The organism is Collinsella provencensis, from assembly GCF_900199705.1.
Lineage (GTDB): Bacteria > Actinomycetota > Coriobacteriia > Coriobacteriales > Coriobacteriaceae > Collinsella > Collinsella provencensis.
Map to the genome: position 1 here is coordinate 1,251,310 of NZ_LT904908.1, position 26,725 is coordinate 1,278,034.

At 60.1% G+C, this 26,725-nt stretch carries 18 protein-coding genes; 14 read left to right on the forward strand and 4 right to left on the reverse strand.

Annotated features, from left to right (window positions below; translation table 11 throughout):
- The first annotated feature begins 318 nt into the window (after positions 1-318).
- Positions 319-1,248: a hypothetical protein gene (locus C1711_RS05620; RefSeq protein ID WP_159060069.1), complete on the forward strand. Its 930-nt coding sequence runs from the start codon at positions 319-321 to the stop codon at positions 1,246-1,248.
- A 125-nt stretch (positions 1,249-1,373) separates the two neighbouring features.
- On the opposite strand, the gene C1711_RS05625 is transcribed toward C1711_RS05620, so the two are convergent.
- Positions 1,374-2,231 (reverse strand): MurR/RpiR family transcriptional regulator, encoded by an 858-nt coding sequence (locus C1711_RS05625; protein WP_102338163.1) that lies wholly within the window; start codon positions 2,229-2,231, stop codon positions 1,374-1,376.
- 261 nt (positions 2,232-2,492) lie between these two features.
- Between C1711_RS05625 and gnd the strand changes: the two genes are divergently transcribed.
- The 7 genes from gnd (at position 2,493) to recR (ending at position 8,189) form a co-directional block, all read left to right on the forward strand.
- Positions 2,493-3,398 carry a phosphogluconate dehydrogenase (NAD(+)-dependent, decarboxylating) gene (gene gnd / locus C1711_RS05630; RefSeq protein WP_102338164.1) on the forward strand — a complete coding sequence of 302 codons (906 nt, stop codon included), beginning with the start codon at positions 2,493-2,495 and terminating at the stop codon, positions 3,396-3,398.
- A 132-nt stretch (positions 3,399-3,530) separates the two neighbouring features.
- Positions 3,531-4,019 (forward strand): PTS sugar transporter subunit IIB, encoded by a 489-nt coding sequence (locus tag C1711_RS05635; protein ID WP_159060070.1) that lies wholly within the window; start codon positions 3,531-3,533, stop codon positions 4,017-4,019.
- 12 nt (positions 4,020-4,031) lie between these two features.
- Positions 4,032-4,811, forward strand: a complete 780-nt coding sequence (locus C1711_RS05640) for a PTS mannose/fructose/sorbose/N-acetylgalactosamine transporter subunit IIC (protein WP_102338166.1) — start codon at positions 4,032-4,034, stop codon at positions 4,809-4,811.
- A complete protein-coding gene (locus tag C1711_RS05645; RefSeq protein ID WP_102338167.1) occupies positions 4,811-5,641 on the forward strand; it encodes a PTS system mannose/fructose/sorbose family transporter subunit IID in 831 nt (276 codons plus the stop codon). The genes C1711_RS05640 and C1711_RS05645 overlap by 1 nt, the downstream gene beginning before the upstream one ends.
- Before the next feature lie 11 nt (positions 5,642-5,652).
- Complete coding sequence (locus C1711_RS05650; RefSeq protein ID WP_199824849.1) at positions 5,653-6,996, forward strand: M20/M25/M40 family metallo-hydrolase; 1,344 nt, start codon at positions 5,653-5,655, stop codon at positions 6,994-6,996.
- Positions 6,997-7,167: 171 nt separating this feature from the next.
- The gene (locus C1711_RS05655; protein ID WP_102338168.1) at positions 7,168-7,488 is read left to right on the forward strand and encodes a YbaB/EbfC family nucleoid-associated protein; all 321 of its coding nucleotides are present in this window, start codon (positions 7,168-7,170) and stop codon (positions 7,486-7,488) included.
- A 104-nt stretch (positions 7,489-7,592) separates the two neighbouring features.
- Positions 7,593-8,189 (forward strand): recombination mediator RecR, encoded by a 597-nt coding sequence (gene recR, locus C1711_RS05660; protein WP_102338169.1) that lies wholly within the window; start codon positions 7,593-7,595, stop codon positions 8,187-8,189.
- A gap of 450 nt (positions 8,190-8,639) precedes the next feature.
- On the opposite strand, the gene C1711_RS07755 is transcribed toward recR, so the two are convergent.
- A complete protein-coding gene (locus tag C1711_RS07755; RefSeq protein WP_159060071.1) occupies positions 8,640-8,915 on the reverse strand; it encodes a hypothetical protein in 276 nt (91 codons plus the stop codon).
- Positions 8,916-10,486: 1,571 nt separating this feature from the next.
- Between C1711_RS07755 and nifJ the strand changes: the two genes are divergently transcribed.
- Positions 10,487-14,029 (forward strand): pyruvate:ferredoxin (flavodoxin) oxidoreductase, encoded by a 3,543-nt coding sequence (gene nifJ / locus C1711_RS05670; RefSeq protein WP_102338171.1) that lies wholly within the window; start codon positions 10,487-10,489, stop codon positions 14,027-14,029.
- 249 nt (positions 14,030-14,278) lie between these two features.
- On the forward strand, positions 14,279-16,672 hold the full coding sequence (locus tag C1711_RS07860; protein ID WP_234346287.1) for a MurT ligase domain-containing protein: 2,394 nt from the start codon (positions 14,279-14,281) through the stop codon (positions 16,670-16,672).
- A 365-nt stretch (positions 16,673-17,037) separates the two neighbouring features.
- On the opposite strand, the gene C1711_RS05685 is transcribed toward C1711_RS07860, so the two are convergent.
- Together C1711_RS05685 and C1711_RS05690 are read right to left on the reverse strand one after the other, a co-directional pair.
- Positions 17,038-18,003 (reverse strand): alpha/beta hydrolase, encoded by a 966-nt coding sequence (locus C1711_RS05685; protein ID WP_102338172.1) that lies wholly within the window; start codon positions 18,001-18,003, stop codon positions 17,038-17,040.
- A 13-nt stretch (positions 18,004-18,016) separates the two neighbouring features.
- Entirely contained in the window at positions 18,017-19,630 is a 1,614-nt protein-coding gene (locus C1711_RS05690; protein ID WP_102338173.1) for a PucR family transcriptional regulator, read from the reverse strand.
- 232 nt (positions 19,631-19,862) lie between these two features.
- On the opposite strand from C1711_RS05690, the gene fdrA reads away from it, so the two are divergent.
- From fdrA to C1711_RS05710, 4 genes are all read left to right on the forward strand, one after another.
- On the forward strand, positions 19,863-22,868 hold the full coding sequence (fdrA, locus tag C1711_RS05695; RefSeq protein WP_102338174.1) for a bifunctional FdrA/YlbE family protein: 3,006 nt from the start codon (positions 19,863-19,865) through the stop codon (positions 22,866-22,868).
- Positions 22,869-22,878: 10 nt separating this feature from the next.
- Positions 22,879-23,772 carry a DUF2877 domain-containing protein gene (locus tag C1711_RS05700; protein ID WP_102338175.1) on the forward strand — a complete coding sequence of 298 codons (894 nt, stop codon included), beginning with the start codon at positions 22,879-22,881 and terminating at the stop codon, positions 23,770-23,772.
- Between the two features lie 34 nt (positions 23,773-23,806).
- Entirely contained in the window at positions 23,807-25,063 is a 1,257-nt protein-coding gene (locus C1711_RS05705; protein WP_102338176.1) for a dicarboxylate/amino acid:cation symporter, read from the forward strand.
- 308 nt (positions 25,064-25,371) lie between these two features.
- Complete coding sequence (locus C1711_RS05710) at positions 25,372-26,631, forward strand: dicarboxylate/amino acid:cation symporter (RefSeq protein ID WP_102338177.1); 1,260 nt, start codon at positions 25,372-25,374, stop codon at positions 26,629-26,631.
- Positions 26,632-26,725 lie beyond the last annotated feature (94 nt).

Below are 26,725 nucleotides of genomic sequence, written 5' to 3' on the forward strand. Positions count from 1 at the left end.
CCCACCCCAACTCCGGCTTCGGTCGCATCACAGACGGTTTCGGCTGAACCTCAAAGGGCCTCCGTCACGTCCCAGGCTGCACCTGCCTCTCAGCCGACGACGCCTATCCCTCAACCGATACCCGTGCCACAGCCGGCGATGCCTTCGGTTCCGAGCACATCTCAACCTGCTCCCGTGTCTGCTGCAGCTCAGCCGTCAACCTCGGCCCCAGTAACCACTCAACCGGCTTCTGCTTCGGATATGCCCCAGCCGGCAGTCTCAACTCCGGTAATTTCGCAACCAGCCGCCGCTCCAACTCCTGTCCCCGCGCAGTCCGCTGTGAGCAAAACGGTTTCGTCCGAATCCCAGCCCACGATGGCGGCTTGCGCCGTCACGCCGCCTGCCGCTGACGCGGGTGATCTGCAGCGTCGTTGGCTCGAAGTGGTCAAACTTGTCACCGCCGCCCAGGCTTCTCGCGGCGGGCTGTTGCAAAGTTCACGCGCGGTCAGTGACGACGGCGAAACGCTCACCGTCGCCTTCCCCAAGGGCTCGAATTTCGCACTTAAGATGATTACGCGCGCCGATTCTCGCGAACTCGTGATGCCCATCGTTTGCCAGGTGTTCGGAAAGCGCTCCGTTGTATACGAGATGGATGGTGCAGTTGGTGGCAGCGCGCCTGCTGCCGCTCCCGCCTCTGTGCCGGCGTCTGTCCCTGCGCCCGTTCCCGTTGAACCCGCCCCAGCACCTGCAGTAGTCGAAAAAGCGTCGCAGGACCGCGAAAATCTGCAAGATTTTCCAAAAACTCGCGCTTATGCGACGGAAACAAGTGCGGCTTCCCCGGTCCCCGCTCCGACCCCCGTGCCTGCCCCAGAGGCGACACCCGCATCTGTCCCGGCCCCCACTCCCGCCCCCGCCCCTGAGTCCGAGCCGCCCATCCCCGAGCCGGCATGGGATGACGATATGCCGCCGTACGATGACGAGTACGCCGTTCTCTACGAGGACGACCTTGAGACGCCGCCCTTCGACGTGCCCTCCCATCCCGCGTCGAGTGCCCCTGCTCCCGCGCCAAGCGCTCCTGTCCAGCCGTCTAACCAGGTCGGGTCAGCTGTGGTTGGGGAGCAGTCCAAGGTCGCCTCACCTGCTGCGTCCGAAATTCCCTCATTCGATTCGCAGGGCCCCGCTATCGACGAAGCGACCGATGCTCCAACTCTCGCAGACAAAGAGGCCATGCTTAAAGAGATATTCGGCACCGTCACCATCATTGAGTAAAAAAGAGCCCGGCCAAAACCGGGCTCGAGGCATGTACGGCTTTCGTATTTGAGAGAACCTCGCGCGCGTGGCTTTCGCGCCATCTTCTCCCTGGTAGGGATGACGACCCCTGCCCGCTGCGTCTTCTACTCCGACTCCTCCTTGGTGGGAGCGATGACGGCTCGGATGCGGCTGAGCGGCTCGATTGCCTTGTCGTCGCTGGCAAACATAACGATGGTGAACAGCGAGTCGATGATGGCGAGCTGCGCGATGCGGCTTGAAAGTGATTCGGAACGGTACCCCGTTTCTTCGGAAGCGGAAACCAGCACGATGTCTGCCAGCGCTGTGAGCGAGGCGGAAGGGTAGCTCGTGATGGCGATGACGCCTGCTCCCGCGTCGCGGGCGATTCGGGCGATATCGAGCGTGTCTTTAGTGAGGCCCGTGTGCGTGGTGATGACGGCGCAATCGCCCTTGCCGAGCAGGGACGCTTGCATGCGCTGGATGTGCACGTCGGTGCCGTATTGCGCGCGCAGCGGCGTGCGCAGGAACTTGTGATATGCATCGTAGGCCACCACGTTGGAGCCGCCCACGCCAAAAAACGCCACGGTATGGGCGCCAAGTAGCATATCTCCTGCACGTTGTAGCGTTTCGAGGTCGAGCAGGGAACTGGTGTCCTGCAGCGACTTGATGCTCGAAGAAAAAACTTTCTGCGCAATAGCGAGCGCATCGTCGTCGGGGCGGATGTTCTCGTGGACGGAAACCGCAGGGTCGAATTCCTCGGTAAGCAGGGTGTTATGGAAATCGCGGAACCCGGCGAATCCCAGTTTGCGCGTGAATTGGAACACCGTGGACGGTGCCACACTGAGCTCTTCTGCAATCTCGTTGATGGTCATGCGCGAAACTTTTTTCGGTTCCTCAAGGATAAAGGAGGCGATAAGTGCCTCTTTCTTGCTGAAATCGCGCGACAGACTTTTGATTTTGCGTTTGAGTGAAAGGCGTGACATAGGGAAATCCTTCGGTCTATGTACGGGACACTGCCTAAGGCAATACCCCACGTTAACTTCATTATCGCATAAGTGCCGATAGCCGAAGGTAATCTACCATTTACCGCAAAATAAAAAAAGTTTTGTAAAAAGGCTTAAAGAAAAAAATAATTTCTGCTATGCTTCGTCTAGATTCGCCCTTGACATGTCGGGCATGGGTTCTGCAGACCCACACAAGAATCGCTTCTGTTGATTTCGAGTTTTGGGGAAGGAGTGATTTCAATGGAAATCGGCATTGTCGGCCTTGGCAAGATGGGAAAGAGCATCGCGTGCAACCTTTCTGACCATGGGCACGTCGCACATGGATTCGATACAAATCCGGATATGCGCGCGGCGACCGAGGCGGAGGGCATCGCAACCTACGACAGCATGGCGGACTTGGTTGCCTCACTGCCGACGCCGCGCGTGCTGTGGGTCATGGTCCCCTGCGGCGAACCGACTGAAGTGTGCATGGCACAGGCCCTCGAGCTGCTGGATCCGGAGGATGTGCTCATCGACGCAGGCAACTCGTTCTATCGCGACTCAATGCGCCACGCTCAGGCGGCTGCGGAGAAGGGTGTTCGCTTCCTCGACGCGGGCACGTCCGGCGGCATGTCGGGCGCTCGCAACGGTGCGTGCGTCATGACCGGCGGCGATCGTTCGGCCTACGACTATGTTGAGCCGCTGCTCAAGGACCTCGTTGTCGAAGGCGGCCTGCTGTACACCGGTCCCGCCGGGAGCGGCCACTTCATGAAGATGGTCCACAACGGCATCGAATACGGCATGATGCAGGCCATCGGTGAAGGTCTGGAAATCATGCACAAGAGCGAGTTTGACTACGACCTCGAAGCAGTTGCCCACAACTGGAATCACGGCTCGGTTATTCGCGGTTGGCTCATGGAGCTCATGGAGCAGCAGCTTGGCGCACATCCCAACCTTGAGGACATCAAGGGCGTTGTGGCGGCGAACGGCGAGGCGAAGTGGACGGTCGAGACGGCCCTTGAGATGGAGGTCCCCGTTCCGACGATCGCCCTTGCGCTCATGGTGCGCAACGCGTCGCAGGAGGACGATTCGTTCACATGCAAGGCAGTGTCTGCCCTGCGCAACGGCTTCGGCGGACACGAGATTGTGAGCGTCGACCCCAAGTAACCGAGTGAATGTCTAGTCGAGCAAAAGCGCGTGCGGTTAACGCAGAGCAAATGTTTGGCATGGACGATGCCACGCGGCTTGAAAAATGATTGGGGGATGACCCCATATGATTTGCTGAGGAAGGGAAGTCACATGGCGGAGTTGAAGCTTGTGCGCCTGGATTACCGCTTGATTCACGGTCAGGTCGTTACCCAGTGGACGCGCGTGAGCGAGGCGAACCGTATCGTTATTGCAAATGATGAACTTGCTGCCGATTCATTTATGGCTGACATCTATCGCATGGCAGCGCCGCGGGGCGTTCGTGTAGACGTCTTTGCTGTTGAAGACGCTTGCGTCGCCTGGAAGGAAAATACATTTGGCGAAGGCAATGTTTTGATGCTGTTTAAGAGCGCTCAAGATGCGCTGTGCGCCAAGCAAGGTGGTCTTGCGTTTGACGATCTCCAAGTAGGAGGTTGCGGTGGCGGTAAGGATACTTTCCCCGCTTGTGGTATAGCCTTCCGTCGTGCTGACATCGATGCACTTAAGGAAATCGAAGCGATGGGTACGCGCGTTCACGTGCAGGTTGTACCCACCTCGGTAGACTACCCACTTTCTCAAGTAATCGAAAAACTCAATTTCTAGGAGGTGTTCGATATGGAATTGTCGACGATTCTGATCGCAGCGTTCTGCGGTTTTTGGCAGGTACTTTCCACGACGGACTATGGTTATACGCTTTCGGATACCCTCGGTCAACCGGTTGTGGTCGGTGGCGTAGTGGGCCTCTTGATGGGTGATTTGGCCCAGGGTTTGGTGCTTGGAGGCTCGCTCGAGCTGCTCTATTTAGGCATCATCTACCCGGGTGGCGTGGTTCCGGCATGCGCGAGCTCTGCGGCGCTTGTCTCTATCCCCATCGCACTCGCTACTGGTCTGGACGCTGGCGCCGCGACAGTGCTCGCTGTTCCGTTTGGTCTGCTGGGTGCCGCCCTTTGGACTGTCAAGGGCGCCGTTTTCAACGTTTGGACCGTCCGCGTCAATAAGTGCTTAGAGAAGAAGGACTTCAAGGGCGTTCGCATTAACGCGACGATTCTTCCCCTGCTTACCTCTGCCGTGATTTTTTTCGTTCCCGTGTTCCTCTGCAACATCTTGGGCTCTGAGCTTGTGCTCGCGGTTATCGATTCGATTCCCGAGTGGGCTATGCACGGTATTGAGGTTGCCGGTTCACTGTTGCCCGCCATTGGCTTCTCCATTGCCGTGTCCCTTATCGGCAAGAAGGAAATCATGCCGTTCTTCTTTATCGGCTACTTCATCGTGCAGTACGCAGGTTTTGGCGCAATCGCGGTTGCCATCTTCGGCGCTTGCGTCGCTGTCCTGTACTACTTCCTGGGCAACAACCCGACTTCGGGTGCCTCGCTTTCGACGGGAGATGAGCAGTAATGACAGAAAAAGATAGCAGCAAGCAGCTCCTTACCAAACAGGATGTGAACAAGGCGTGGACCAAGTGGTGGCTCTATGCTGAGGTTTCGAGCAACGACGTCGTGTTCCAGGGCATTCCCCACATGTTGTCCATCATGGATCCGCTACGCAAGCTTTATCCAGATGACGAAGATTACAAAGACGCGCTCAGCCGTAACTCCCAGTTCTATAACACTGAGGGCACCATCGGCGCCGTTGTCAATGGCATGACACTTTCCATGGAGGAAGAGCGTGCCATGGGCGAGAATGTTCCCGACGAGGTTATCTATTCCATTCGCACTGCTCTGATGGGACCCATGGCGGGCATCGGCGACAGCTTGATTTGGGGTACTTCCAAGGCGATTGCGCTTTCCATCGCGACCACGTTTGCACTTGCAGGTAATGTCCTTGCGGTTCCTGCCGCGCTGCTGTTCCCATTGGTGACCTACTTCATCGGCCGTTGGATGTATGGCCTGGGATACGATTTGGGCCGTGGCGCCGTTATGAACATGCTTAAGAGCGGCATTATGGACAAAATTATCACTGCCAGTGGAATCTTGGGCCTCATGGTCATGGGTGCGCTTTCTGCTGAAAATGTTGGTCTTGAGCTCATGGTTGAGTTCACACTCGCGAACACCGCCGATCCCATTTCGATTCAGGGAATGCTCGATAGCGTTGCTCCCGGCCTGCTTCCGCTCGGCATAATCGGCCTCGTGTACCTGTATCTTAAGAAGAATAACAATAAGTACGGTACGCTTATCCTGCTCATCATCGTCTTGGCGCTGGTTTGCTCGTTCTTCGGCATTGTGTAAGGAAGTGTTGCATGGCTGCATCTGACAACAACGGCATGCGGCACGAGGATGAGGGCGTTTGTGTTTGCGAGCGCCCTTGCTCGTACGATGCATTCGCGCAGGAGACTTCGGTCGCCGACGCGCGACCGGGTTTGCTGGCCGACGTGCGCGCATTCGTGAATGACCTGGTCGACAGCGAGTTTGATGCGATGTGGGAGGTGTCCGAGGACATCCACGCGCATCCGCAGATCGCTTTTGAGGAAAAATACGCCAGCGAGCTGTGCCGAACGGTGATGGCGCAACACGGCTTCGAGGTTGCCGATGTGTGCCCCAAGCTGCCGACTTCGTTTGGCGCGACGTTTGCTCGCGGGGTGCCCGCGGGGGATGCGCCCGGTGCGGGCGCTGCGGTGCCGCGCATCGCGCTGTTTGCCGAGTACGACGCGTTGCCCGAGATGGGCCACGCGTGCGGCCACAACCTCATTGCCACGAGCGCCATGCTCGGCGGCATCGCCGCGAAGGCCGCTATGGAGAAGTTCGGCATCGCCGGTTCCATCGAGGTGTATGGTACGCCCGCCGAGGAAGACGGCGGCGGCAAGATCATCATGCTCAACGAGGGTGCATTTGATGGCGTGGACGCGGTGTATCTCATGCACCCGACTTCGGCGATGACGCGCATCGGTGGCGGCTGCACGTCGTTTTCCGGAACCTACGTGCGGTTTACCGGCAAGCCCGCGCACGCCGAGTCGCATCCCGAGGACGGCGTCAACGCCATGGACGCAGCGTCGCTGTTCCATCAGGCCATCGGCGTGGCGCGCCAACAGCTGCCCGACGAGGTGCACATCTGCGACGTGATTCAGTCCATTTCCCACGACATCGGCCGCATTCCGCACGAGGCATTCTTGGAAGTCGAGGTTTCCTCCACCGTCGGATTGCACATCGCCCCCGCACTTGAGGTTGTCGAGCGTTGCGCCCGCGGCGTTGCCATGGCGACCGGATGCGAGGTCGAAATCGAGCAGCTCGGCGGGTATCTGGGTCGCGTTCCAAACGGCGTGTTGGGCGACGTTGCTCGCGCGGAGCTCGAGGCGTTTGGCGAGCCGGTCATGGACGGCATGCCGGGCGATAAGGGAGGCGAGGACCTGGGCGACGTGTCGCGCGTCATCCCGGCGGTCAACATCTTTGGCACCATCCTGCCCGAACGCAAGATCTCGGGCCATACCGACGAGTTCCGTGAGCTGGCGCTTTCGGACAACGCACGGCATTGCCTGCGCGTGACGGCCAAGGCGCTCGCCACCTCCGCCATTGCGCTCATGCTTAACCCCGGCTTGCTCGACGACGCTAAAGCGGAGCTCAAGGAGCGCTTGGCGCAGGAGCGATAGGCTCGGCTGGTTTTGTTTTCGGGTGCTTGCGCGTCCGTTTTTGCCGCCTGCTTTGGCCGTGCTTGGGTCCTCTTTTAGGGCTGGTTGCACGGGTGTTCGTGATACGATTTGGGGCGGATTATCCTGCGGCGTTCGGGAAACCGGGCGCCGCTTCGCTCTAAGGAGAGACTCATGGCCAACATGAACATGCAGCAGATGATGAAGCAGGCGCGCAAGATGCAGGAGCAGATGGCCGTCATGCAGGAGAACCTTTCCAAGACCACGGTCGACGCGAGCGCGGGCGGCGGCATGGTCAAGGTGACCGTCAACGGCGACATGCAGATCACCTCGCTCAAGCTCGATCCCGAGGCCATCGACCCCGAGGACGTCGAGATGCTCGAGGACATGATCATCGCCGCCGTGAATGAGGCCGTTCGTGGCGTGGCCGAGGTCGCCAACAAGCAGATGGGCAGCATCACCGGCGGGCTCAACATCCCGGGCATGCCGTTCTAGCTTCGCTTTTTTGTTTGCCGTAGGGGTTCTGGGCCGGCGCCGTTTGGGCGCCGGTTGAGCCGCTGCGGCGGTCGGTTATTTGATTAACGAGGTTTACCGCCGCCATGAATGCAGATCGCAGTTTGCAGATTCTCCTCGATGAGCTGGGCCGCCTGCCCGGCATTGGACCCAAGAGCGCCCAACGCATCGCATATTACCTGCTTGAAGCCGATGCCGAAGAGGCACATCGCTTGGCCGACGCCATCTTGATGGTCAAAAACGAGGTGCATTTTTGCAGTCGGTGCTTCAATTACGCCACGGCTGACGAGTGCTCTATTTGCGAGGATATGAGCCGCGATCGCACGCGTGTCTGTGTGGTGGGCGAGCCGCGCGACGTAAGCGCGATTGAACGGACGGGCAGCTACCACGGTCTGTATCACGTGCTTGGCGGCGTGATTAGCCCGATGGACAAAATCGGACCCGAGCAACTCCACGTCCGCGAGCTGCTTGCGCGTCTGGGTTCCGAAGATATCGAAGAGGTTATCATCGCCACCAACCCCAACATCGAGGGCGAGACCACCGCAAGTTATCTGGCCCGCACCATCAAACCGCTGGGTATCGCCGTGACGCGCTTGGCGAGCGGTCTTCCCGTTGGCGGCGACCTCGAGTATGCCGACGAGCTCACCCTCGGCCGCGCCATCGAGGCGCGCCGTGCGCTGTAGGGCGTTTGCATGCAGGTCAAGGTCCTGCTCGTTTCCGGAGCCATTGGGGCCCGACGTGCGTTGTAGGGTGTTTGCTTTCATCTTATCTGCTTGAAAGTTGCCAAAATGAGTGCTGGAACGATGCCGGCGCGGCTCGCTCCGGCTCATGTGAGACATTTCGCGCTCGACAGCGTACGTCCAAATCCAGTTCGCACGCGGCATTGCACGAATAAAAATCGGCCCGCGTGAAGCTCCTCGTGCCCACAAGCTCGCGAATTCGGTTCAATTTTTCGCGCAGTCGGAGTAGACGGCGTTTTTTCGCAACAAAACCCCAGTTGGCGAGTGCCTGTTTTCGGCGTGTACTCGACGGGTCGCGAAAATTGAACCGAATTCGTGCATCCGGGTGCCGCGATGTGTCGCCGGGCAGCCCCTTGGGCGCCAGATTGCGTGATCGAGCAGATGCGAACGGGGTCACGGGAGCAACATCTGCTCCCATTCGGTGAATATCGTATGCCTCAGCTCGGTTTCTGCCTTGCGGCTGTCGTCCGAGCGTCGTGCGGGTCGAACTCCCAGTTTCTTTGCAATAAGCGAGCATACCGCCTGATAGTTGTTGTAATCGAACAGCTGGTCAAAGGTGAGGGGAAGCACGTCAACGCCCATAAGCTGAAGCGCTGCGGCTCGATCCGCATCCGAGAGGTATGACTCGCCGTTGTCGTGAATCATCTGGCTTTGGCACTCGATGTCCAAGGGGTTCCCTGTGACCGTATCCTCAAAATACAGGTCCGCATAGCAACGGTGCTTGCCTCCCGAGATAAGGCTTGCCTTTGAGTTCAGGCGAATCGGGGCATTGTTGCAAAGGCCGGAAAATCCTTGACCCCCGTCTTTGATTGGCAGCGAGAGCAGCATCGACGCCTGCACTTCAAAAGGCGACGCGCATATCCCTGTGACTTGCGCTGCACATTTTGCAAGCCGCCTGTTTCCGCGATATCCCTTCGTCCGCAGCACGAATTCATTGAGTTCTTCAAGACTAAGCAACGGGTCGCGTTTCCAAAGGTTTCCCACCGCGTGGGGCTTATCAACGAGCTGGCTTTCCCCACGCTCGTACGGGCTCGTGTTGTCGTTTGAGGCTGCATGTGGCTTGCCAACGGGTTGCCACTCTCCAATTACCGTTATCCCGCTTTCTCGTTTTGCCTGAACAAGAAGTGCCTCCATATCGGGGCGGTACGGGAAGATCGCAAACGAACCGCACATCTCATAGGCAGCCATGATGAGCCGAGCGTCGGAAACGTGTTTCATGCGCGCAAGGGAAAGAAGCGTCATGGCAGGTGAAGTGACATCGAATCCGTGGTCAGTTTCCTGAATGGCTCCAAGTGGGAGTTCCGTCGACCAGAGCTGGTCTTCAATGTTTTGCGCCCGGCTGCACGAGTTTTTCGAAGTCCGAAGAAGGTACAGGGGCAGGCCGATGAAATCCTTCAAGAGAGGCGTTTTGAAGAGCGGGCGCCATGACGCAGGTTTTCTTGGGGCATGAATCTCGGGCAAAAGCGCCAGATATTGAGGCGGAATGCGGTAAAAGCGAAACGCCGATGGCCCGCAAAGCGTTAATTCCATCCCAGAACCTCCGAATTCGGTTCAATTAATCGGTACCGCTGAGTACATCTGTTTGGTGCAGGCTCATATCCTGCGGTTTTGTAAAACTTTTTTGCCGTCTACTTGAGGTGTGCAAAAAATTGAACCGAATACGCGCTTTTCCGACTGTGGCGATGCAAAAAAGTAGGCCAATTGGGCGAGCCGAGCGCTCTTGGTGGATGCGGTTTGGGCATTCCCCGCAGTTCGGACGCAGCCTGGGCGTTCCCTGCAGTTTATCTACTGCTTCTACCCGTTGCGCCCCTTTGGAAACGGATCATTTTGAATTCTTTTGTTGTGGCAAGCGGTTGGAGGGCGATTTGATTTGTCGAAAGCGAAAGATTCGACGCTTTCTATGGGGCATCTGCGTTTTGGCCTCCCCGTGCGTGCCGCCCTTTGTGTATGTGGTTAAATGACCGCGCTTGCACTTGAGTCCGAGCTCGCATCTGCTGCACAACGACCATCGTTGTATGGCAGTTATATAACGTTGCGGGTTCGCGCTCGCGTTCCTTTTCACGAGAGTTCAAAGGAGTACAATAAACGCCGTATGCGTCGTTTGCGCAGGTTGGAATTCGCACTGCGCAAACAGCACGGACGTCTTTCGCGCAGCTCCTGCAGGTGAAATTCGTTCATAGCCAAGCCGGCGGACCTGTGGTCTGCCGGTGTTATATACCTAAACGAGAGGAGAGGGGTATATGGCAGATCGTAAGTTCAAGTCTATGGACGGCAACGAGGCCGCCGCGTACGTTTCGTACGCGTACACCGAAGTGGCGGGTATCTACCCGATCACGCCGTCCAGCCCGATGGCCGACCATGTCGACCAGTGGGCCGCTCAGGGCAAGAAGAACATCTTCGGTACGCCCGTGAACGTGGTTGAGATGGAGTCCGAGGCTGGCGCCGCCGGTGCCGTCCACGGTTCTCTGGGCGCTGGTGCCCTCACCACCACCTACACGGCTTCCCAGGGTCTTCTGCTCATGATCCCGAACATGTACAAGATCGCGGGCGAGGGTCTGCCGAGCGTCTTCCACGTGTCGGCTCGTACCGTCGCTTCCCACGCGCTCAACATCTTCGGCGATCACTCCGACGTCATGGCCTGCCGTCAGACCGGCTTCGCCATGCTCGCCGAGACCAACGTCCAGGAAGTCATGGACCTGTCCCCGGTGGCGCACCTCGCCGCTCTCACCGGCAAGACGCCGTTCCTCAACTTCTTCGACGGCTTCCGCACCTCGCACGAGATTCAGAAGGTCGCCGTGTGGGATTACGAGGACCTCAAGGACATGTGCGACATGGACGCCGTCCAGGCCTTCCGCGACCACGCCCTGAACCCCGAGCATCCGCATGCTCGCGGCTCTCACGAGAACGGCGACATCTTCTTCCAGCATCGCGAGGCCTGCAACGGCGTGTACAACGCACTGCCCGCGATCGTCCAGTCCTACATGGACAAGATCAACGCCAAGCTCGGCACCAACTACCACCTGTTCGACTACTACGGCGCCGATGACGCCGACCGCGTGGTCGTCTGCATGGGCTCCTTCTGCGACACGCTCGAGGAGGTCATCGACTATCTCAACGCTCGTGGCGAGAAGGTCGGCCTGGTCAAGGTCCGCCTGTATCGTCCGTGGTCCGTCGAGGACTTCGTGGCCGCGCTGCCCGCGACCGTCAAGAAGATCGCCGTGCTCGACCGCACCAAGGAGCCGGGCTCCATTGGCGAGCCGCTCTACCAGGACGTCGTCTCCGCACTGTACGAGGCCGGCCGCACCGACCTCGTGGTGACCGGCGGCCGCTATGGCCTCGGTTCCAAGGACGAGCCGCCCGCGGCTGCGTTCGCCGTGTACGAGGAGCTCAAGGCCGACGAGCCCAAGCGCGAGTTCACCATCGGCATCAACGATGACCTCACCAACCTCTCCCTCCCCATGGCTGAGGACGCCCCCAACACCGCCGCTGAGGGCACCATCGAGTGCAAGTTCTGGGGCCTTGGTGGCGACGGTACCGTTGGCGCCAACAAGAACTCCATCAAGATCATCGGTGACCACACCGACAAGTACGTCCAGGCCTACTTCCAGTACGACTCCAAGAAGACCGGCGGCGTCACCATCTCGCACCTGCGCTTTGGCGATTCCCCGATTCGCTCGCCGTACTATGTGACCAAGGCCGACTTCGTGGCCTGCCACAACCCGAGCTACATCATCAAGGGCTTCAAGATGGTCCGCGACGTCAAGCCCGGCGGCACCTTCCTGGTCAACTGCCAGTGGACGCCCGAGGAGTTCGCCTCCCACCTGCCGGCGAACGCCAAGCGCTACATCGCTCAGAACAACATCAACGTCTACCTCATCGACGCCATTGACCTGGCCGCCAAGGTGGGCATGGGCAAGCGCACCAACACCGTGCTGCAGTCCGCGTTCTTCGCGCTGGCTCAGGTGCTTCCCGCCGAGGAGGCCCTCCAGTACATGAAGGACGCCGCCACCAAGTCCTACTCCAAGAAGGGCGAGGACGTCGTCGCCGCCAACCACAAGGCCATCGACGCCGGCGCCAACGCGTTCGTGAAGTTCGACGTCCCGGCCGACTGGGCAGATGCTACGGACGAGGCTCCCGCCGAGGTCCTCTCCGCCGACGAGAAGAGCGCCATCGCCAAGCAGGTCAAGGAACTCCTCGAGCCCATTTCCCGCATGGACGGCGACTCCCTGCCCGTCTCCGCGTTCAAGGACTGCATCGACGGTCAGTTCGAGCTGGGCGCCTCTGCATACGAGAAGCGCGGCGTCGCCGTTATGGTGCCGCACTGGGATGAGACCAAGTGCATCCAGTGCAACCAGTGCGCTTACGTGTGTCCGCACGCCACGATTCGTCCGTTCGCGCTCACCGAGGCCGAGGTTGCCGCTGCTCCCGAGACCATGCGCACCATCGACGTCAAGATTCCTAAGAACACCGGCTACAAGTTCACCATGGCCATCAGCCCGCTCGACTGCATGGGCTGCACCAACTGTGCCAAGGTCTGCCCCAAGGACGCGCTCACCATGGTTCCCGCCGAGGGCGAGCTCGTCGAGCAGAAGACCTTCGACTACTGCGTGGCCGAGGTTGCCGAGAAGCCTGAGCTCCAGGCCAACAACGTCAAGGGCAGCCAGTTCAAGCAGCCCTACCTCGAGTTCTCCGGCTCCTGCGCCGGCTGCGCCGAGACGGCTTACGCACGCCTGGTGACCCAGGTCTGCGGCGACCGTATGTTTATCTCCAACGCCACCGGCTGCTCTTCCATTTGGGGCAACCCGGCTGCGACCTCGCCGTTCTGCACCAACAAGGACGGTCACGGTCCGGCATGGAACAACTCCCTGTTCGAGGACAACGCCGAGCACGGCCTGGGTCTCGAGCTCGGTTACAAGGCCGTCCAGGGCAAGCTCGTCGCCGCGTGCGAGGAGATCGCCAACTGCGACAAGGCCTCTGATGAGCTGAAGGCCGCTGCCGCCGCGTGGGTCGAGGCCCGCAACGACGCCGAGGCTTCCAAGACCACCGCTGCCGCGCTCGTCGCTGCCTGCGAGGGCTCCGAGTGCAAGAAGGCCGCTGAGATCCTGGCCGACAAGGCATATCTCACCAAGAAGTCCTTCTGGATCTTCGGTGGCGACGGCTGGGCCTACGACATCGGCTTCGGCGGCTTGGACCACGTCCTTGCTTCCGGCAACAACGTCAACGTGTTCGTCTTCGACACCGAGGTGTACTCCAACACCGGCGGACAGGCCTCCAAGGCTTCCAACCTGGGTCAGGTCGCCCAGTTCGCCGCTGCTGGTAAGACCGTCAAGAAGAAGAGCCTCGCCGAGATCGCGATGAGCTACGGTTACGTGTACGTGGCGCAGGTCGCCATGGGCGCCAACCCGGCTCAGACCCTCAAGGCCATCCAGGAGGCCGAGGCTTACGACGGCCCGTCCCTCATCATCGGCTACAGCCCCTGCGAGATGCACTCCATCAAGAAGGGCGGCATGCAGAACTGCCAGGCCGAGATGAAGAAGGCCGTTGAGTGCGGTTACTGGAACCTCTTCCGCTTCAACCCGGCTGCCGACGAGGGCAAGAAGTTCTCGCTCGACTCCAAGGAGCCGGCGGGCGGTTATCAGGAGTTCCTGATGAACGAGGCTCGCTATGCACGCCTGACCGCGACGTTCCCCGAGCGCGCCGAGGAGCTCTTCGCCGCGAACGAGGCCAACGCCATGGATCGCTACGCGCACCTCATCAAGCTCAAGACGCTCTACAACGAGTAAGTTGAGCTGCGATTAGGCTGAGCTGTGAGCAGGCTGGGCCACGCTGCGATTAGGTCGCGCGACGGTTAAGCCAAACCACGGCCGCGTCTGCTGAAGTTCGAGCCATCGGACTTTGCAGAACATAGTCGCCTTTGGGCCCCGGTGTAACAGCCGGGGCCTTTTTTGATGCGGGTGCCCACTGTGGAGCACAAGTGCAGCCTGGGATTCTCTCGTATAATCAACCGATACTGCATTTCGTTCAAAGGAGCCATGGTGGGTTCTTCTGCATCTTCAACGCCCTCAACGCGCGGCCCGCGCTATTACCTGGCAATGGCCACCGCCAAAGCCGCGTCCGTGGCGCTCAAGGCCCTGCATCGAAACGCCGGGCAATTCCCCGGCGCGCTTGCCGAGGCCATCGATCCCGATTTCATGGCGCACATCGATAAGCCCGAGCACGTCGTGTTCGTTTCGGGCACCAACGGCAAGACGACGACGAACAACCTGCTCAACGATTTGCTGGTCGACAACGGCTTTGAGCTGGTGGACAACCGCGCAGGCGGCAACATCGCCAACGGTATCGAGTCCACGTTCATCAAGAACGCCGGCATCACCGGTCGTCAAAAACTGTCAACCGCCGTCATGGAGCTCGACGAGCTGTCGAGCCGCCTCGTGTTCCCGCACGTAACGCCCGACATCATGCTGGTCACAAACCTCTACCGCGACTCATTTTCCCGCAACGCCAATCCCGACTTCATCTTCTCTGTCATGAGCGAGAAGATTCCGGCTTCCACCAAGCTCGTTTTGAACGCCGACGACCTTATCAGCTGTCGCATGGCGCCGCAGTGCAAGGAGCGCGTGTACTTCGCTTTGGGCCCCATGCCCGAGGACGAAAAGGAGGCCCAGGGAATCGCGTGCGATCTCACGGCATGTCCCGAGTGCGGCGGCAGGCTCGAGTATGACTACTGTCACATGCGCCACCTCGGCCGCGCACATTGCACGTCCTGCGGTTTTACCAACCCGGAGCCCCAGTATGTGGTCACGCGCATCGACCGCGAGGCGCATACGTTCACCGTTGAGGAGCGTCCGCGCGGTGGCGCTGAGGAACGGCTGAGCGCTCTGGGCGCCGGCACCGACGGCGAGGGGCAACCGCGTTCGTACACCTATCACTTTGGAACCTACTCGCTTACGAACATCTATAACCTGTTGGCAGCGCTGGTCGTTGCCCGTGAGCTCGGGGTGTCGCCCGAGGCGATTGCCGCGTCGTTTGAGCGCGGCATCAACGTGACGGCTGCCCGTTATTCCGAGCGTGAGGTTGGCGAGTACCGTCTGATTGCCCTTGCTTCGAAGGGCGAGAATTCCACGGCGACCTCAGTTGCGCTCGATACGATTCGCCGCGAGCAGGGTGACAAGATCCTGATGCTCATGCTTGCCGATGCCCACAAGGCGGAAAACCCGGTTCAGACGGAGTACATCGGCTGGTACTACCAGTCCGACTTCGAGTACCTCACCGACCCGACGTTCAAACAGATCGTGGTGCAGGGGGCTACCTCAGAGGATCTGCTGCTGCGCCTGCGTTTGGCAGGGGTCGACATGGACAAACTCGTGATGGTTGCCACTCCGACGGAGGCCGCCGATGCGGTGGATCTCACGCTCACGCACGATGTGTATTGGGCCTACGACATTTTTAACGGCGGCGATGTCGAGTCGAGCCGCAATCGCCTGATTGAGCGCATTGAGGCGGGCGAGCTCGCGCCGCGTGAGGTGAAGAACCTGGCGAAGGTGGATGCCGAGGCGGAGCCGGAGGATGCCGCTGGCGCAGAAGATGAGGGTGCCGCTGCCGCCGATGCGACGGGTGCGGATGTCGCGAGTGCCGAGGACGCCACTGGCGCGGACACCGCGAGCGCAGACGCCCCCCAGATGAACGCATCTCAGCCCGTCATCGAGGTGCTCTATCCGGAATACGGTAACCAGGCGGGCGACAATGGCAACGTGATGTACCTGCGCGCATGTCTACCTAATGCAACATTTGTCGAAACCTCGCACGGCTCGGTGCCTTATTTTGCCGAGCACACGCCCGATCTCATCATCATGTGCAATATGACGGAGCGCCAGCAGGAAGCGGTGATTGAGCAGCTTCGCCCGTATCGCGACCGTTTGGCGCAGCTCATTGACGAGGGCGTCTACATGCTGTTTACCGGCAACGCCGCCGAGGTCCTGGGCAAGGGCATTCGTGATGCCAAGACCGGTGCGGTCGAGGGCCTTGACCTGCTCGACATCACAACCGAGCGAACCATGCGCAGGCGTTACCTCACCGTGAACGTGGGCGCGTTTGCGCCGGAGCCGGGTTCCGACCCCATGGAGGTCGTCGGTTTCAAGATTCAGTTTACGCAGGTATTCGCTGGTGGTATAGACGGTGCCTTTATGGAAAACAGCGTAGGCTGGGGCCTGAACGAAAAGGTATCGAGTGAGGGTGTTCGCAAGAACAATCTGCTTGCCACATGGATGATCGGCCCCGTGCTGCCCCTCAATCCGGACTTCACGCGCTGGTTGCTTAAAAACGCAACGGGGCACGAGGTTCCGCTGGCGTTTGAGCAGGAGGCTCGCGCGGCGTACAACAAGCGCGTTCAAGAGCTCAAGACTCCGGGCATGCATCTCGCACACTAAACGGAGCTCGACCAAGAGCAACTGCAAATCTTTACCGAGGTCAGCTGCAAATCCTTGTTGGGCTCAACTGCTGCCTGTCGTTATCTATGGCGCAGGGCCATTGTCTGCGGTTCTCCCGCGTTGCCTATGAGTTCGCGCTGCTATCTATGGCACCCCGTCATTACCTATGGTTTTCTACCATTTGACGCTCTCAAAGTGCAGAAAACCATAGGTAACAGGAAGCAACCATAGGCAACGGGAAGCAACCATAGGCAGCGGACGGACGATATGGGCAACGGCGACAGCGAGAAAGCCGGACCGCTTCGGCGGTTCGGCAATGTTGACGGCCTAGCAACGTATTCGGCTCGGTTGCGTTGCCGGAACGGCTACGCCAACAACCCGTCCATCCAGGCGAGGGCTTTGCGATAGACTTCCATACCTGCGGGGTTGGAGGTGTCGCGGTCAAAATCGTGCGGCAGATAGTAGACCCAGGCGGGCTTTGCCGAAGGAGCCTTGCGCATGAGCGTCTTGGAGATGCGCATGGGTACATCTTCGTCGCCGCTGCTTGCGGTGATAAACAGCGGCGGCAGGGCTGCGATATCCTCATCAGAAAGCGACCACGTCGCAGGCGAAGAGACAGCCGGCAAAGATGCTGCGGACGAAGGCGACGCGGGTGAAGACGTAGCCGGCAAAGACACCGCAGTTGAAGACTCCGCAGGCGAAGCGGAGCCAGCGTTCCCGGCACCCTCAGTCTCCTCGCTAGCGTTCAGCCCCATAAGTTCGAGCCATGCGCCGGCGTTTTGTCGCGCATACACGTACAACGAATACCGCAGCGGCTTGGGGCCGCTTGTCACCATCGCACTTGGATCGCCCGCGATGCGCGCAACTTGCTCCCGTGACACGCCCGGTAGTGCGGTATACGCTGCGGCAGGCTCATAAAATGCCTGGTCAAGCAGGCTATAGTACCCGTAAAAATCAAGGATTCCCAACGGTTGCGGCGCCTCGGCGCCCAGCGCGTGAATATGTTGCGCGAGCATCAGGCTCAAGTACGCACCCGCTGAACGCCCAAACAGGAAATACCCCGTAAACTCTCCGGAGGCAACACGGTCAGCAATCTCGGCTCGCCACGTCGCCGCGAGCGAATCGAACAAGTCGCCAAGCGTTGCCTCAGGGCAGAGGGGGTAGTCTGCGCACACAAGCGTGTAGCCCGCGTCAACCAGCGTCTGCACGTACGGAGCAGGCAAATCGTCGCGCTCACCATACAGCAAACCGCCGCCGTGCAGGTAAAACACGGCAACATGCCGATCGCGCGCCGGCAGGGGAACGTGTACGGTAACAAGCGATTCGTTCATAGCAATACGCCCTCTAGCTCTCTCTTCCCAGCGCCATGATCTTGCTTGTGAGCACTACCTGCAAAAAGTCGTCGGAGTCCTTCACGTCCACGCCGAACGCCTCGCGTGCGCGCTCTACGCGGTAGCGCACGGTCTTGGGGTGAACGAACAGGTCCTTGCCCGTCTTGGTGTAGTCCATGCCGTTTTCGCACAGACGCACGAGCGTACGATAGATCTCCGGTTGCTTGTTGGCGAGTTCGACCACACGCGGCTCCATGTACTCCGAGAGCTGAGAAAGGTCATCGGCCTTGAGCAGCAGCTTATATACGCCCAAGTCCTCGAATCGAACCGAGCGGTTTACGTGCTTCTCGCTGTCGAACAGGCGATACACATTGATGACCTCGGTATTTGCCTGGGCGAGCGAATAGCGGTCCACCGTGCTGCTCAGGCTCACCAGATGCGTGAACAGCGGCAGCGCCGATGACTTGTGCAGTTTCTCCAGCGCGTCCTGCACCGCTTTGAGGTCGATGCCGGTCAGCGCACTGCGGAAGTTGTGCAGCATCACCAGGCGGTCGTTGTTGATGAAAAACGCCATTCCCGGGTACATGCTGCGCAGCCGACGGCGGATGGTTTGGAGCACCTCGTCAAGTCGGTCCGAATCAGCTTGGTCGACCAGGGTCACACGCACCAAAATGACCTCGTAGCAGGGATATTCGTCGATTCCCAGCATGGCAAGCGCCGAGTCGATGCGCTCGGGGGAGCCAAAACGGTCGAGCAGCAGATCGTGTACGGCGTTGTTGTTCTGCAAGAAAAGCTTTTGCTTGATGGCGTTCTGCTTGAGGATTTCCATTTGCAGCAAGCTCACGATGTTCTCGATGGTCATCGTGTCGAGCGGGGTGAGCTCGGCGTCCGTCTCGTGCACGAGCAAGTAATAATCTACTCCGTCTGAGCTGGGGATACGCACGGCAAGTGCGGAGCGCGTCGCGCCTTTTCCGCCGCGGTCGTCATCGAAGAACAGCGTGGTGTCGAAGTAGGCGTGCGTTTGGAAGGTGCTCGGTTCCCGTCGTGTGAAGGAATACGCGCTGAACTCGGTGAGCGCCGTATTGGTTCCCAGGCGTCGGTCGCGCGTGGTGTCCAGGTACGTCACATCCATATGCAGCGTGTTTTTGAGCGTGGTGAGGATATAGGGGATCGAAGGCTGCTTGAGCGCCAGCGCCATCATGTGGCGATGCGCGTCGTAAAAGCGATTGAGCAGGGTGAGATTGGCATCGAGCACGTGTCCCAGCACGTCGAGCATGATCTCCTCGTAGGTGATCCCGGGGCTGAGCTGGATGAGCGGAAGCTCGAAATCGTCGCAGAGCTCGATGATGCTTTGCGGGGCGTTGATAAGCAGGCGTTCGGGCTTGAAGGCCATCGCGGCGATGCCGATGGAGCACATAGTGCGGAAGAACTTTGCAACGTCGGCATCGCTGAGCTCCTGCAGCGCAAAAAAGCTCGTGATGATGAGCTGGCCCCGCTTGCCCCAGTTCTCGATATCGGTTGCTTCGAGAACCATGGCACCTGTCAGCTCGCGATCCAAGCCAGAGGAACCAGCTATGACGTTTGCATCGGAGAAAGAGGGGAGTAGGAAAGCGTCGCGTACGTTCATTATGGCTCCTTTGCGCGTTGCACCTAGCCTACCTGCGTGCGCGGAAGTATTCATCCTCCAATTGGGAAAAGAATACGGACAAAACCTGTCCTTGCGGGAAATGAAACCAAAAAATCCACGTGTTTCAATACTCGCGACGCAAGAAGGCCGCCGCTGTCCCGGGAAACGCGGTAGCGCACCTGCGGGTGCCAGGCCATTAGCGCAGTATGGCTACTCTCAAAAGGAGGAACAGATGCTAAAAACTGTGGTCAAGCAAAATTCGTATCAGGACTCCATTAACCTGATGCTGCTGACCAACAAGATCAACACGCTCGATGGTGTTATCCAGAGCCAGATCATGATGGGCACCGACGCGAACAAGGACATCTATCGCGCCGCCGGCCTCCTCACGCCCGAGGCCGAGGCTGCCAACCCCTCCGACATGGTCGTCGTCGTCGAGACCGATGACGAGTCGATCATGGACACGGTTCTCGCAGAGGCCGAGGAGTTCTTGAACGACCTTTCCGTTAAGAAGCAGGCTGCTGGCGCTCCCGCCGAGGCCACCAGCTGGGAAGAGGCCATCGCCATGCTTCCCGACGCCAACATGGCGCTCTTCTCCATCCCTGGCGAGTATGCCGCTCCCGAGCTTGAGCGCGCTCTCGACCTGGGTCTGAACGTCTTCTCCTTCACCGATAACGTGCCGCTGGAGGACGAGGTTCGTCTTAAGCAGAAGGCTCACGAGAAGGGTCTGCTGTTCATGGGTCCCGACTGCGGCACCGGCGTTGTGTCCTCGGTTCCCGTTGCCTTCACCAACGTTATCAACCCCGGTAACATCGGCATCGTCGGCGCTTCCGGCACCGGCATCCAGGAAGTCACCTGCATGATCGACCGTCTCGGCGGCGGCTGCGTGCATGCCATCGGTACCGGCGGCCGCGACCTCAACGAGAAGGTCGGCGCCGTGACCGTCAAGGACGCCATCGTCGCCCTCGAGCACCATGATCCCACTGACGTCATTTGCGTCATCTCCAAGCCGCCTGCGCCCGCCGTGCGCGACGAGGTCGTCGATCTGCTCCAGAAGTGCACCAAGCCGGTCGTCGCCATCTTCATCGGCGAGAAGCCCGAGGAGCACCTGGGCAAGGTCCATCTGGCCCATACCCTCGAAGAGGCCGCTCGCATCGCCGTTGACCTGGCCAACGGCGAGGCCGTGAAGAAGAACTACCTCGAGCCGCTCGACCTCACGGTTGAGGAGCCCCTGGCCGAGGACAAGACCGTTATCGGTCTGTACTCCGGCGGCACCCTCGCCGGCGAGGCTGCCATGATGATCACCGAGGCCCTTGAGCTCGGCTCCATCATCAAGGAGGACGGCTACATGCTGCGCCACGGTGGCTACGACGTCATCGACCTGGGCGACGACGTGTACACCCAGGGCCGTCCGCACCCCATGATCGACCCCGAGGTCCGCATCCGCATGATGCGCGACTACGCTGCCAAGGCCACCACGGGCGTCATCGTGTTCGACTGCGTGCTCGGCTATGGTTGCCATCCCGACATGGCCGCCGAGCTTGCTCCCGTGATCTCCGAGTGCATCGCCGCCGCCAAGGCCGACGGCCGCGACATCCACTTCGTGGGTACCGTCGTGGGCACCGAGCACGACCCGCAGGACTACGAGCGCTCCATCAAGCTGCTCGAGGATGCCGGCGCCATCATGGAGCCCAGCAATGCCATGGCCGTTCGCGCCGCTCTCGCCTTCAAGGGTGTCACCTTCACCGAGGCCGACCGCGAGGTCGTTCCGTACGAGATCAAGGACAACAGCCCGCTGCCCGAGCCTTCCGAGGCCGTCATGGAGCTGCTGACCACCAAGCCGCGCGTGATCAACGTGGGCGTCGAGTCCTTCAACGACCCGCTGCGCGCCTACGGCGCCGAGAGCGTCCAGTACACCTGGAAGCCCAAGGCCGGTGGCAACAAGCGTATGATTCACCTGCTCAACGAGCTCGACAAGATCGAGGGTATCGACGAGGCCAACGAGCGCATCTGCAACCGCTTCAAGGAGTCCCAGCCGGTTCTCGTTGACGTTGTCCCCGCTCACACCGTCATCCCCGAGCTCGATCGTCCGCAGAAGACCCTTCTGCACGCCGGTCCTCCCATCACCTGGGAGAACATGCAGGGCCCGATGCGCGGTTCTTGCATCGGCGCCGCGCTCTTCGAGGGCTGGGCTGAGACCGAGGAAGAGGCTCTCGCCATGCTCGAGGGCGGCGAGGTCGAGTTCATCCCGTGCCACCACTGCCACGCCGTTGGCCCCATGGGCGGCATCACCTCTGCCAATATGGCCGTCCTTGTGGTTCGCAACCTGGCCGACGACACCGTTGCCTACTGCACCATGAACGAGGGCATCGGCGCCGTGCTGCGCTTTGGCGCCTACAGCCAGGAGGTCGTCGACCGCCTGCACTGGATGGCCGACGAGCTCGGTCCGGTGCTCGCCAAGGCGCTCAAGCTCTCCGACGGCGGCATCAACCTCAACGTTCTCATGGCCCGCGCCATCACCCAGGGCGACGAGTTCCACCAGCGCAACATGGCCGCTACGCTCAACTTCCTCAAGGAGGTCGCGCCGCTCATCGTCAAGACCGACGCGAGCGAGGAGGCCAAGCAGCGCGTTATCCAGTTCCTGGCCGACACCGATCAGTTCTTCCTGAACGTCATGATGGCCACGGGCAAGGCGATCGTCGACTACGTCCGTAAGGACGTCGAGGGCTGCGTGGTTTCCACCATGACCCGTAACGGCTACGAGTTCGGCGTGCGCGTGTCCGGCCTGGGCGACGAGTGGTTCACCGCTCCCGTCAACACCCCGATCGGCCTGTACTTCACCGGCTTCACTGCCGAGGACGGCTGCCCCGACAACGGTGACTCCGCTATCTGCGAGACGGTCGGCGTGGGCGGCATGGCCATGGTCGCCGCTCCCGGCGTCACCCGCTTCGTGGGCGCCGGTGGCTTTGAGGACGCGCTCAACATCTCCAACGAGATGGAGAAGATCTGCGTGACCCACAACTCCAACTGGTCTATCCCCACGTGGGACTTCAAGGGCGCTTGCCTGGGCATCGACATCCGCAAGGTCGTCGAGACCGGCATCACCCCGCTGATCAACACCGGTATCGCCCACAAGCAGGCCGGCATCGGTCAGGTTGGCGCCGGCACCGTCCGTGCCCCGCTCGCCTGCTTCGAGAAGGCGCTTGAGGCCTACTGTGCCAAGCTCGGCATCGAGTAAGGCATTTGAAGTGGGCATCTCCTCCGCAAGCAGCTACGCGCTCTCCCGCATCCACCCCTCTATGCGTGGAACGGTGCACTCCGTGTTCAACACGAGCTTCAACCTCGAGTTCGACGGAAACCTGCTGCATGTCGGCTCCATTGGCGGTCCGCTCTCCTGTATCGGATTGTCGGTCGACGCGGAGGAGATGTCTTCGATGTTGGGCAGCGTGCGTGCGGGCGACCGTGCGCTCCTGCACAACGGGGTCGTTCGCATCTACAGTCTGGCCGGCGTGAGCGAGCTGGCTGTGGCGGACGTCCCTCGGCGCGATTGTTCGGTCCGGCCTCTGTCGAAGGTGATGAGGCCAGGCATGGACATCGAGGTTTCCGGGCTTCTGCGCTCGCTCGATTTGCTTGAGCAGACCGGGCTGCCGTGGACCGAGCGCTCGATTTCAGCCGTATCGGCTCTCGCTCGTTTTTCCGCACTGTGCTTTGCGGCTGACGAGCAGGGAGATGATCAGGTTGATGTCGATCGCTTCCAGGCGGCGGAGCGGGCGGTGCACGGCGCGGTCGAGTATCTCATGGGCCGTGGCCTGGGGCTGACTCCCTCGGGCGACGACATCCTCATGGGATTTGGCACGGCGTTGCGCTATCTCCACGGGACTTTGGCACCCAAGACCACGGACGCATTTTTCCGTGCGGTTGCCGAGGAGCTTCCCGGGAGGACGACCGCGGTGAGCGAGTCGTATCTTCAGGCGATGTGCGCAGGTCAGGCAAATGAGGATTACCTCGATGTGCTTGCTCTTTTGGACTCGGGCAACTACGGGGAGCTCCCCTCCGCGTTCGACCGCGTGCTGAGCATGGGCCACACCTCGGGCGCCGACAGTCTTTTGGGGTTCGCGGCGGCTTTTGGCTGCCTCTTGTAATCAGTCATACATTCCAGAAAGGAAAGGAACGTACATGGCAGAGAAACAGAAAAAGATGGATCTGACCGTCCTGATGCTCATTTCAATGATCGTCGCGGTCATCGCCGGCCTGGTTGGCGGCGAGGCAATGACTAAGATCCAGTTCATCGGTGACATCTTCTTCCGCTTGATCCAGATGTCCATTCCCATCTTCGTGCTTGCCACGGTCGTTAAGTCCGTCGGCGGCCTGACCCCCCAGACGCTCTCCGGCATCGGCATCAAGGGCGTCATCATCTTCATCGTGTCCTCCGGTATCGCCGCCGCCCTCGGCATCGCTCTCGGCGTTATCTTCCAGCCTGGTGCCAGCGCTGGTACCGAGGCTGTTATGGCAGCTGCCGGCTATGACGGCGAGCCCGTCGCGATGATGACCATCCAGGACACCCTCACCGGCTTCTTCGGCAACAACATCATCGCCTCCCTTGCCAACGGCTCCATGATTCAGATCATCATCTTCGCCGTTGCCCTCGGTCTGGTCATCAGCTTCTGGCGTCAGACCCACGACGAGTGCAAGCTCTATGATGTTATCTGCGAGACCTCTGACCTCCTGCTCAACATCATTCGTGGCGTTATGAACATCGCCCCCATCGGCATTTTCTGCTACGTCTCCTCCATGGTTGCTTCCGTCGGTATGACCGTTCTGGTCCCGCTGGCCAAGTACTTCCTCGTCATGGCCCTCGGCATGGTCATCATGTTCGTCGCCTACCTCATCGTTTGCGGTGTTTACTGCAAGGTTAACCCCGTCAAGCTCGCCGGCAAGATGGTCCGCATGCTCGTGACCGCCTTCACCACCATTTCTTCCGCTGTTACCCTCCCCACCGCTATGGAGGACTCCAAGCGCAAGATCGGTATTCGTCCCGACGTCTGCGACGTCCTGCTGCCCCTCGGCGTGCCGCTGAACTCCAACGGCGTGGCCATCCACATGACCGTCGATGCTCTGTGCATCGCCCAGCTCTACGGCATCACCTTCGGCCCGTCTGACTTCCTGACCTGCTGGCTCATCTGCACGATGATCTCCTTCGTGAACGCTGCTACCCCGGGTGCCTCCCTCGTGTCCCTGACCATGATGATTCCGGCTCTCGGCCTGCCCATGGAGGCCATCGGCATCTTCGGCGGTCTCGAGTACCCGACCGGCGCTACCCGCACCCCGCTTAACGTTACCGGTGACGTGTTCGCCGCCATGCTCGTTGCTGGTCCTGACGGTATCGACCACGACATCTTCGACGGCAAGAAGGAGTACGTGGAAGCGGCGTAAGCCTTCCCGCACATCCTTACGATTACCTGCGATTTTCTTGAGACAGATTACCGCGTAACCCGTTTTCGCCCGCGCTGGATGCGCCCCAACGGGCGAGTACCTAAGACCTTTTCCTCGGATGGGCTGTGCTCGGAACCTCTGCACAGCCCTTCGGGGAGGTATGTCGCATCTGCGACGCAAGGCTGGTCTCCACTCGGACCTAAAAGCCCTTTGCCGCGTATATTGGGGCGTCGCGGCCGCCTGATCCCAGGTGTATCTCCACAACCTGACAAAGGAAGAGTGGTTCCTTTAAGGGATTCGTGATTCCTATGACAGAAGGATCGTCCGCAACAACGCGTAAGTTCCACTACAATCCCACCGTCGCGATGATCGTCGCCATGGTGGCAGGTATCGCCGCCGGTCTCATCGTTGGCCAGGATATGACCAAGATCCAGTTCATCGGCGACATCTTCTTCCGTCTCATTCAGATGGGCATCGTGCCCTTCGTGATGTGCGAGATCATCGGCGCGGTGGGCTCGCTCACCAAGGAAGAGCTCGCGGGCATCGGCCTCAAGGCCGCTGCGGCCTTCCTGATTTCCTCGCTGCTCGCCTCCGCATTCGGCATGATGGCAACCGTCATCTTCCAGCCCGGTGCCGGCCTCTCCAACAGCACGATCGTGCAGAACGCCACGACCGACCTCGAGGCCACTGCCGTGAGCGCGACCGATATGATCACCAGCTTCTTCTCCTCCAATATCATTTCGTCCATCGCCTCGGGTTCCATGGTGCCCTGCATCGTGTTCTCCATCTTCTTTGGCGTTGCTGTGATTTTGGTTAAGGAGAACAACAACGGCGAGTGCCGCGTGTACGACTGGGTGGTTAGCCTCAACGAGGTGCTGCTCACCATCATCAGGGTTGTAATGAACGTCGCACCGCTCGGCATCTTCTCCTACGTGTCCGCTTCCGTGGGCGCGCTCGGCATGGACGTGCTCGTGGCCATTGGCAAGTACATCCTCGTGCTCGCCGGCGCCACCCTCGTCTTTACGATTCTGTGGTTCATCCTCATCGGCACCTACTGCAAGATGAGCATCCCGCGCCTTGTTAAAAAGATGATGCCCATGTCCGTTATGGCAGCCGCCACCATTTCCTCGGCAGTGACGCTGCCCATGGAGATGGAGGACGCCAAGAACAAGATCGGCCTGCGTGACAACATCGCCAACCTGGTGCTTCCCCTCGGCGTGCCCCTGAACTCCAACGGCAGCGCCCTGCACATGGCTGTGACCGCCGTGTTCGTCGCCCAGATGTACGACATGGATTTCGTGGGCTCCGGCCTCATCCTGGTGTGCGTCATCGCGTGGCTGCTCTCGCTTGCCAATGCAGTCGCTCCGGGTGCCTCGCTTATTTCGCTCACCATGCTCATCCCGGCGCTCGGCTTGCCCATGCAGGCCATCGCGATTCTGGGTGGCCTCGAGTACATCGTCGCCGCTATCCGCACCACGCTGAACGTCAACTCCGACGTGTTCTGCGCGTTGCTGGTCGCAAAGGGCGAAGACGGCATCGACTACGACATCTTCAACGACGTCAAGTAATTCCTCGCACCCAAGCATGGCCGAACGGTTGCGCTCGGCCATGCGGACCCCGGCCGTGGGTTGCGCGGCCAGCCCCGGCCGTGGGTTAAAACGA

What these genes read in the sequence shown, in the direction of transcription:
- C1711_RS05640 (WP_102338166.1), top strand. Translation starts at nt 4,032, where the DNA reads ATGGAATTGTCGACGATTCTGATCGCAGCGTTCTGCGGTTTTTGGCAG.
- C1711_RS05625 (WP_102338163.1), bottom strand. Translation starts at nt 2,231, where the DNA reads ATGTCACGCCTTTCACTCAAACGCAAAATCAAAAGTCTGTCGCGCGAT.
- C1711_RS05655 (WP_102338168.1), top strand. Translation starts at nt 7,168, where the DNA reads ATGGCCAACATGAACATGCAGCAGATGATGAAGCAGGCGCGCAAGATG.
- C1711_RS05645 (WP_102338167.1), top strand. Translation starts at nt 4,811, where the DNA reads ATGACAGAAAAAGATAGCAGCAAGCAGCTCCTTACCAAACAGGATGTG.
- C1711_RS07860 (WP_234346287.1), top strand. Translation starts at nt 14,279, where the DNA reads ATGGTGGGTTCTTCTGCATCTTCAACGCCCTCAACGCGCGGCCCGCGC.
- nifJ (WP_102338171.1), top strand. Translation starts at nt 10,487, where the DNA reads ATGGCAGATCGTAAGTTCAAGTCTATGGACGGCAACGAGGCCGCCGCG.
- C1711_RS05710 (WP_102338177.1), top strand. Translation starts at nt 25,372, where the DNA reads ATGACAGAAGGATCGTCCGCAACAACGCGTAAGTTCCACTACAATCCC.
- C1711_RS05635 (WP_159060070.1), top strand. Translation starts at nt 3,531, where the DNA reads ATGGCGGAGTTGAAGCTTGTGCGCCTGGATTACCGCTTGATTCACGGT.
- recR (WP_102338169.1), top strand. Translation starts at nt 7,593, where the DNA reads ATGAATGCAGATCGCAGTTTGCAGATTCTCCTCGATGAGCTGGGCCGC.
- fdrA (WP_102338174.1), top strand. Translation starts at nt 19,863, where the DNA reads ATGCTAAAAACTGTGGTCAAGCAAAATTCGTATCAGGACTCCATTAAC.
- C1711_RS05690 (WP_102338173.1), bottom strand. Translation starts at nt 19,630, where the DNA reads ATGAACGTACGCGACGCTTTCCTACTCCCCTCTTTCTCCGATGCAAAC.
- C1711_RS05650 (WP_199824849.1), top strand. Translation starts at nt 5,653, where the DNA reads ATGGCTGCATCTGACAACAACGGCATGCGGCACGAGGATGAGGGCGTT.
- gnd (WP_102338164.1), top strand. Translation starts at nt 2,493, where the DNA reads ATGGAAATCGGCATTGTCGGCCTTGGCAAGATGGGAAAGAGCATCGCG.
- C1711_RS05705 (WP_102338176.1), top strand. Translation starts at nt 23,807, where the DNA reads ATGGCAGAGAAACAGAAAAAGATGGATCTGACCGTCCTGATGCTCATT.
- C1711_RS05685 (WP_102338172.1), bottom strand. Translation starts at nt 18,003, where the DNA reads ATGAACGAATCGCTTGTTACCGTACACGTTCCCCTGCCGGCGCGCGAT.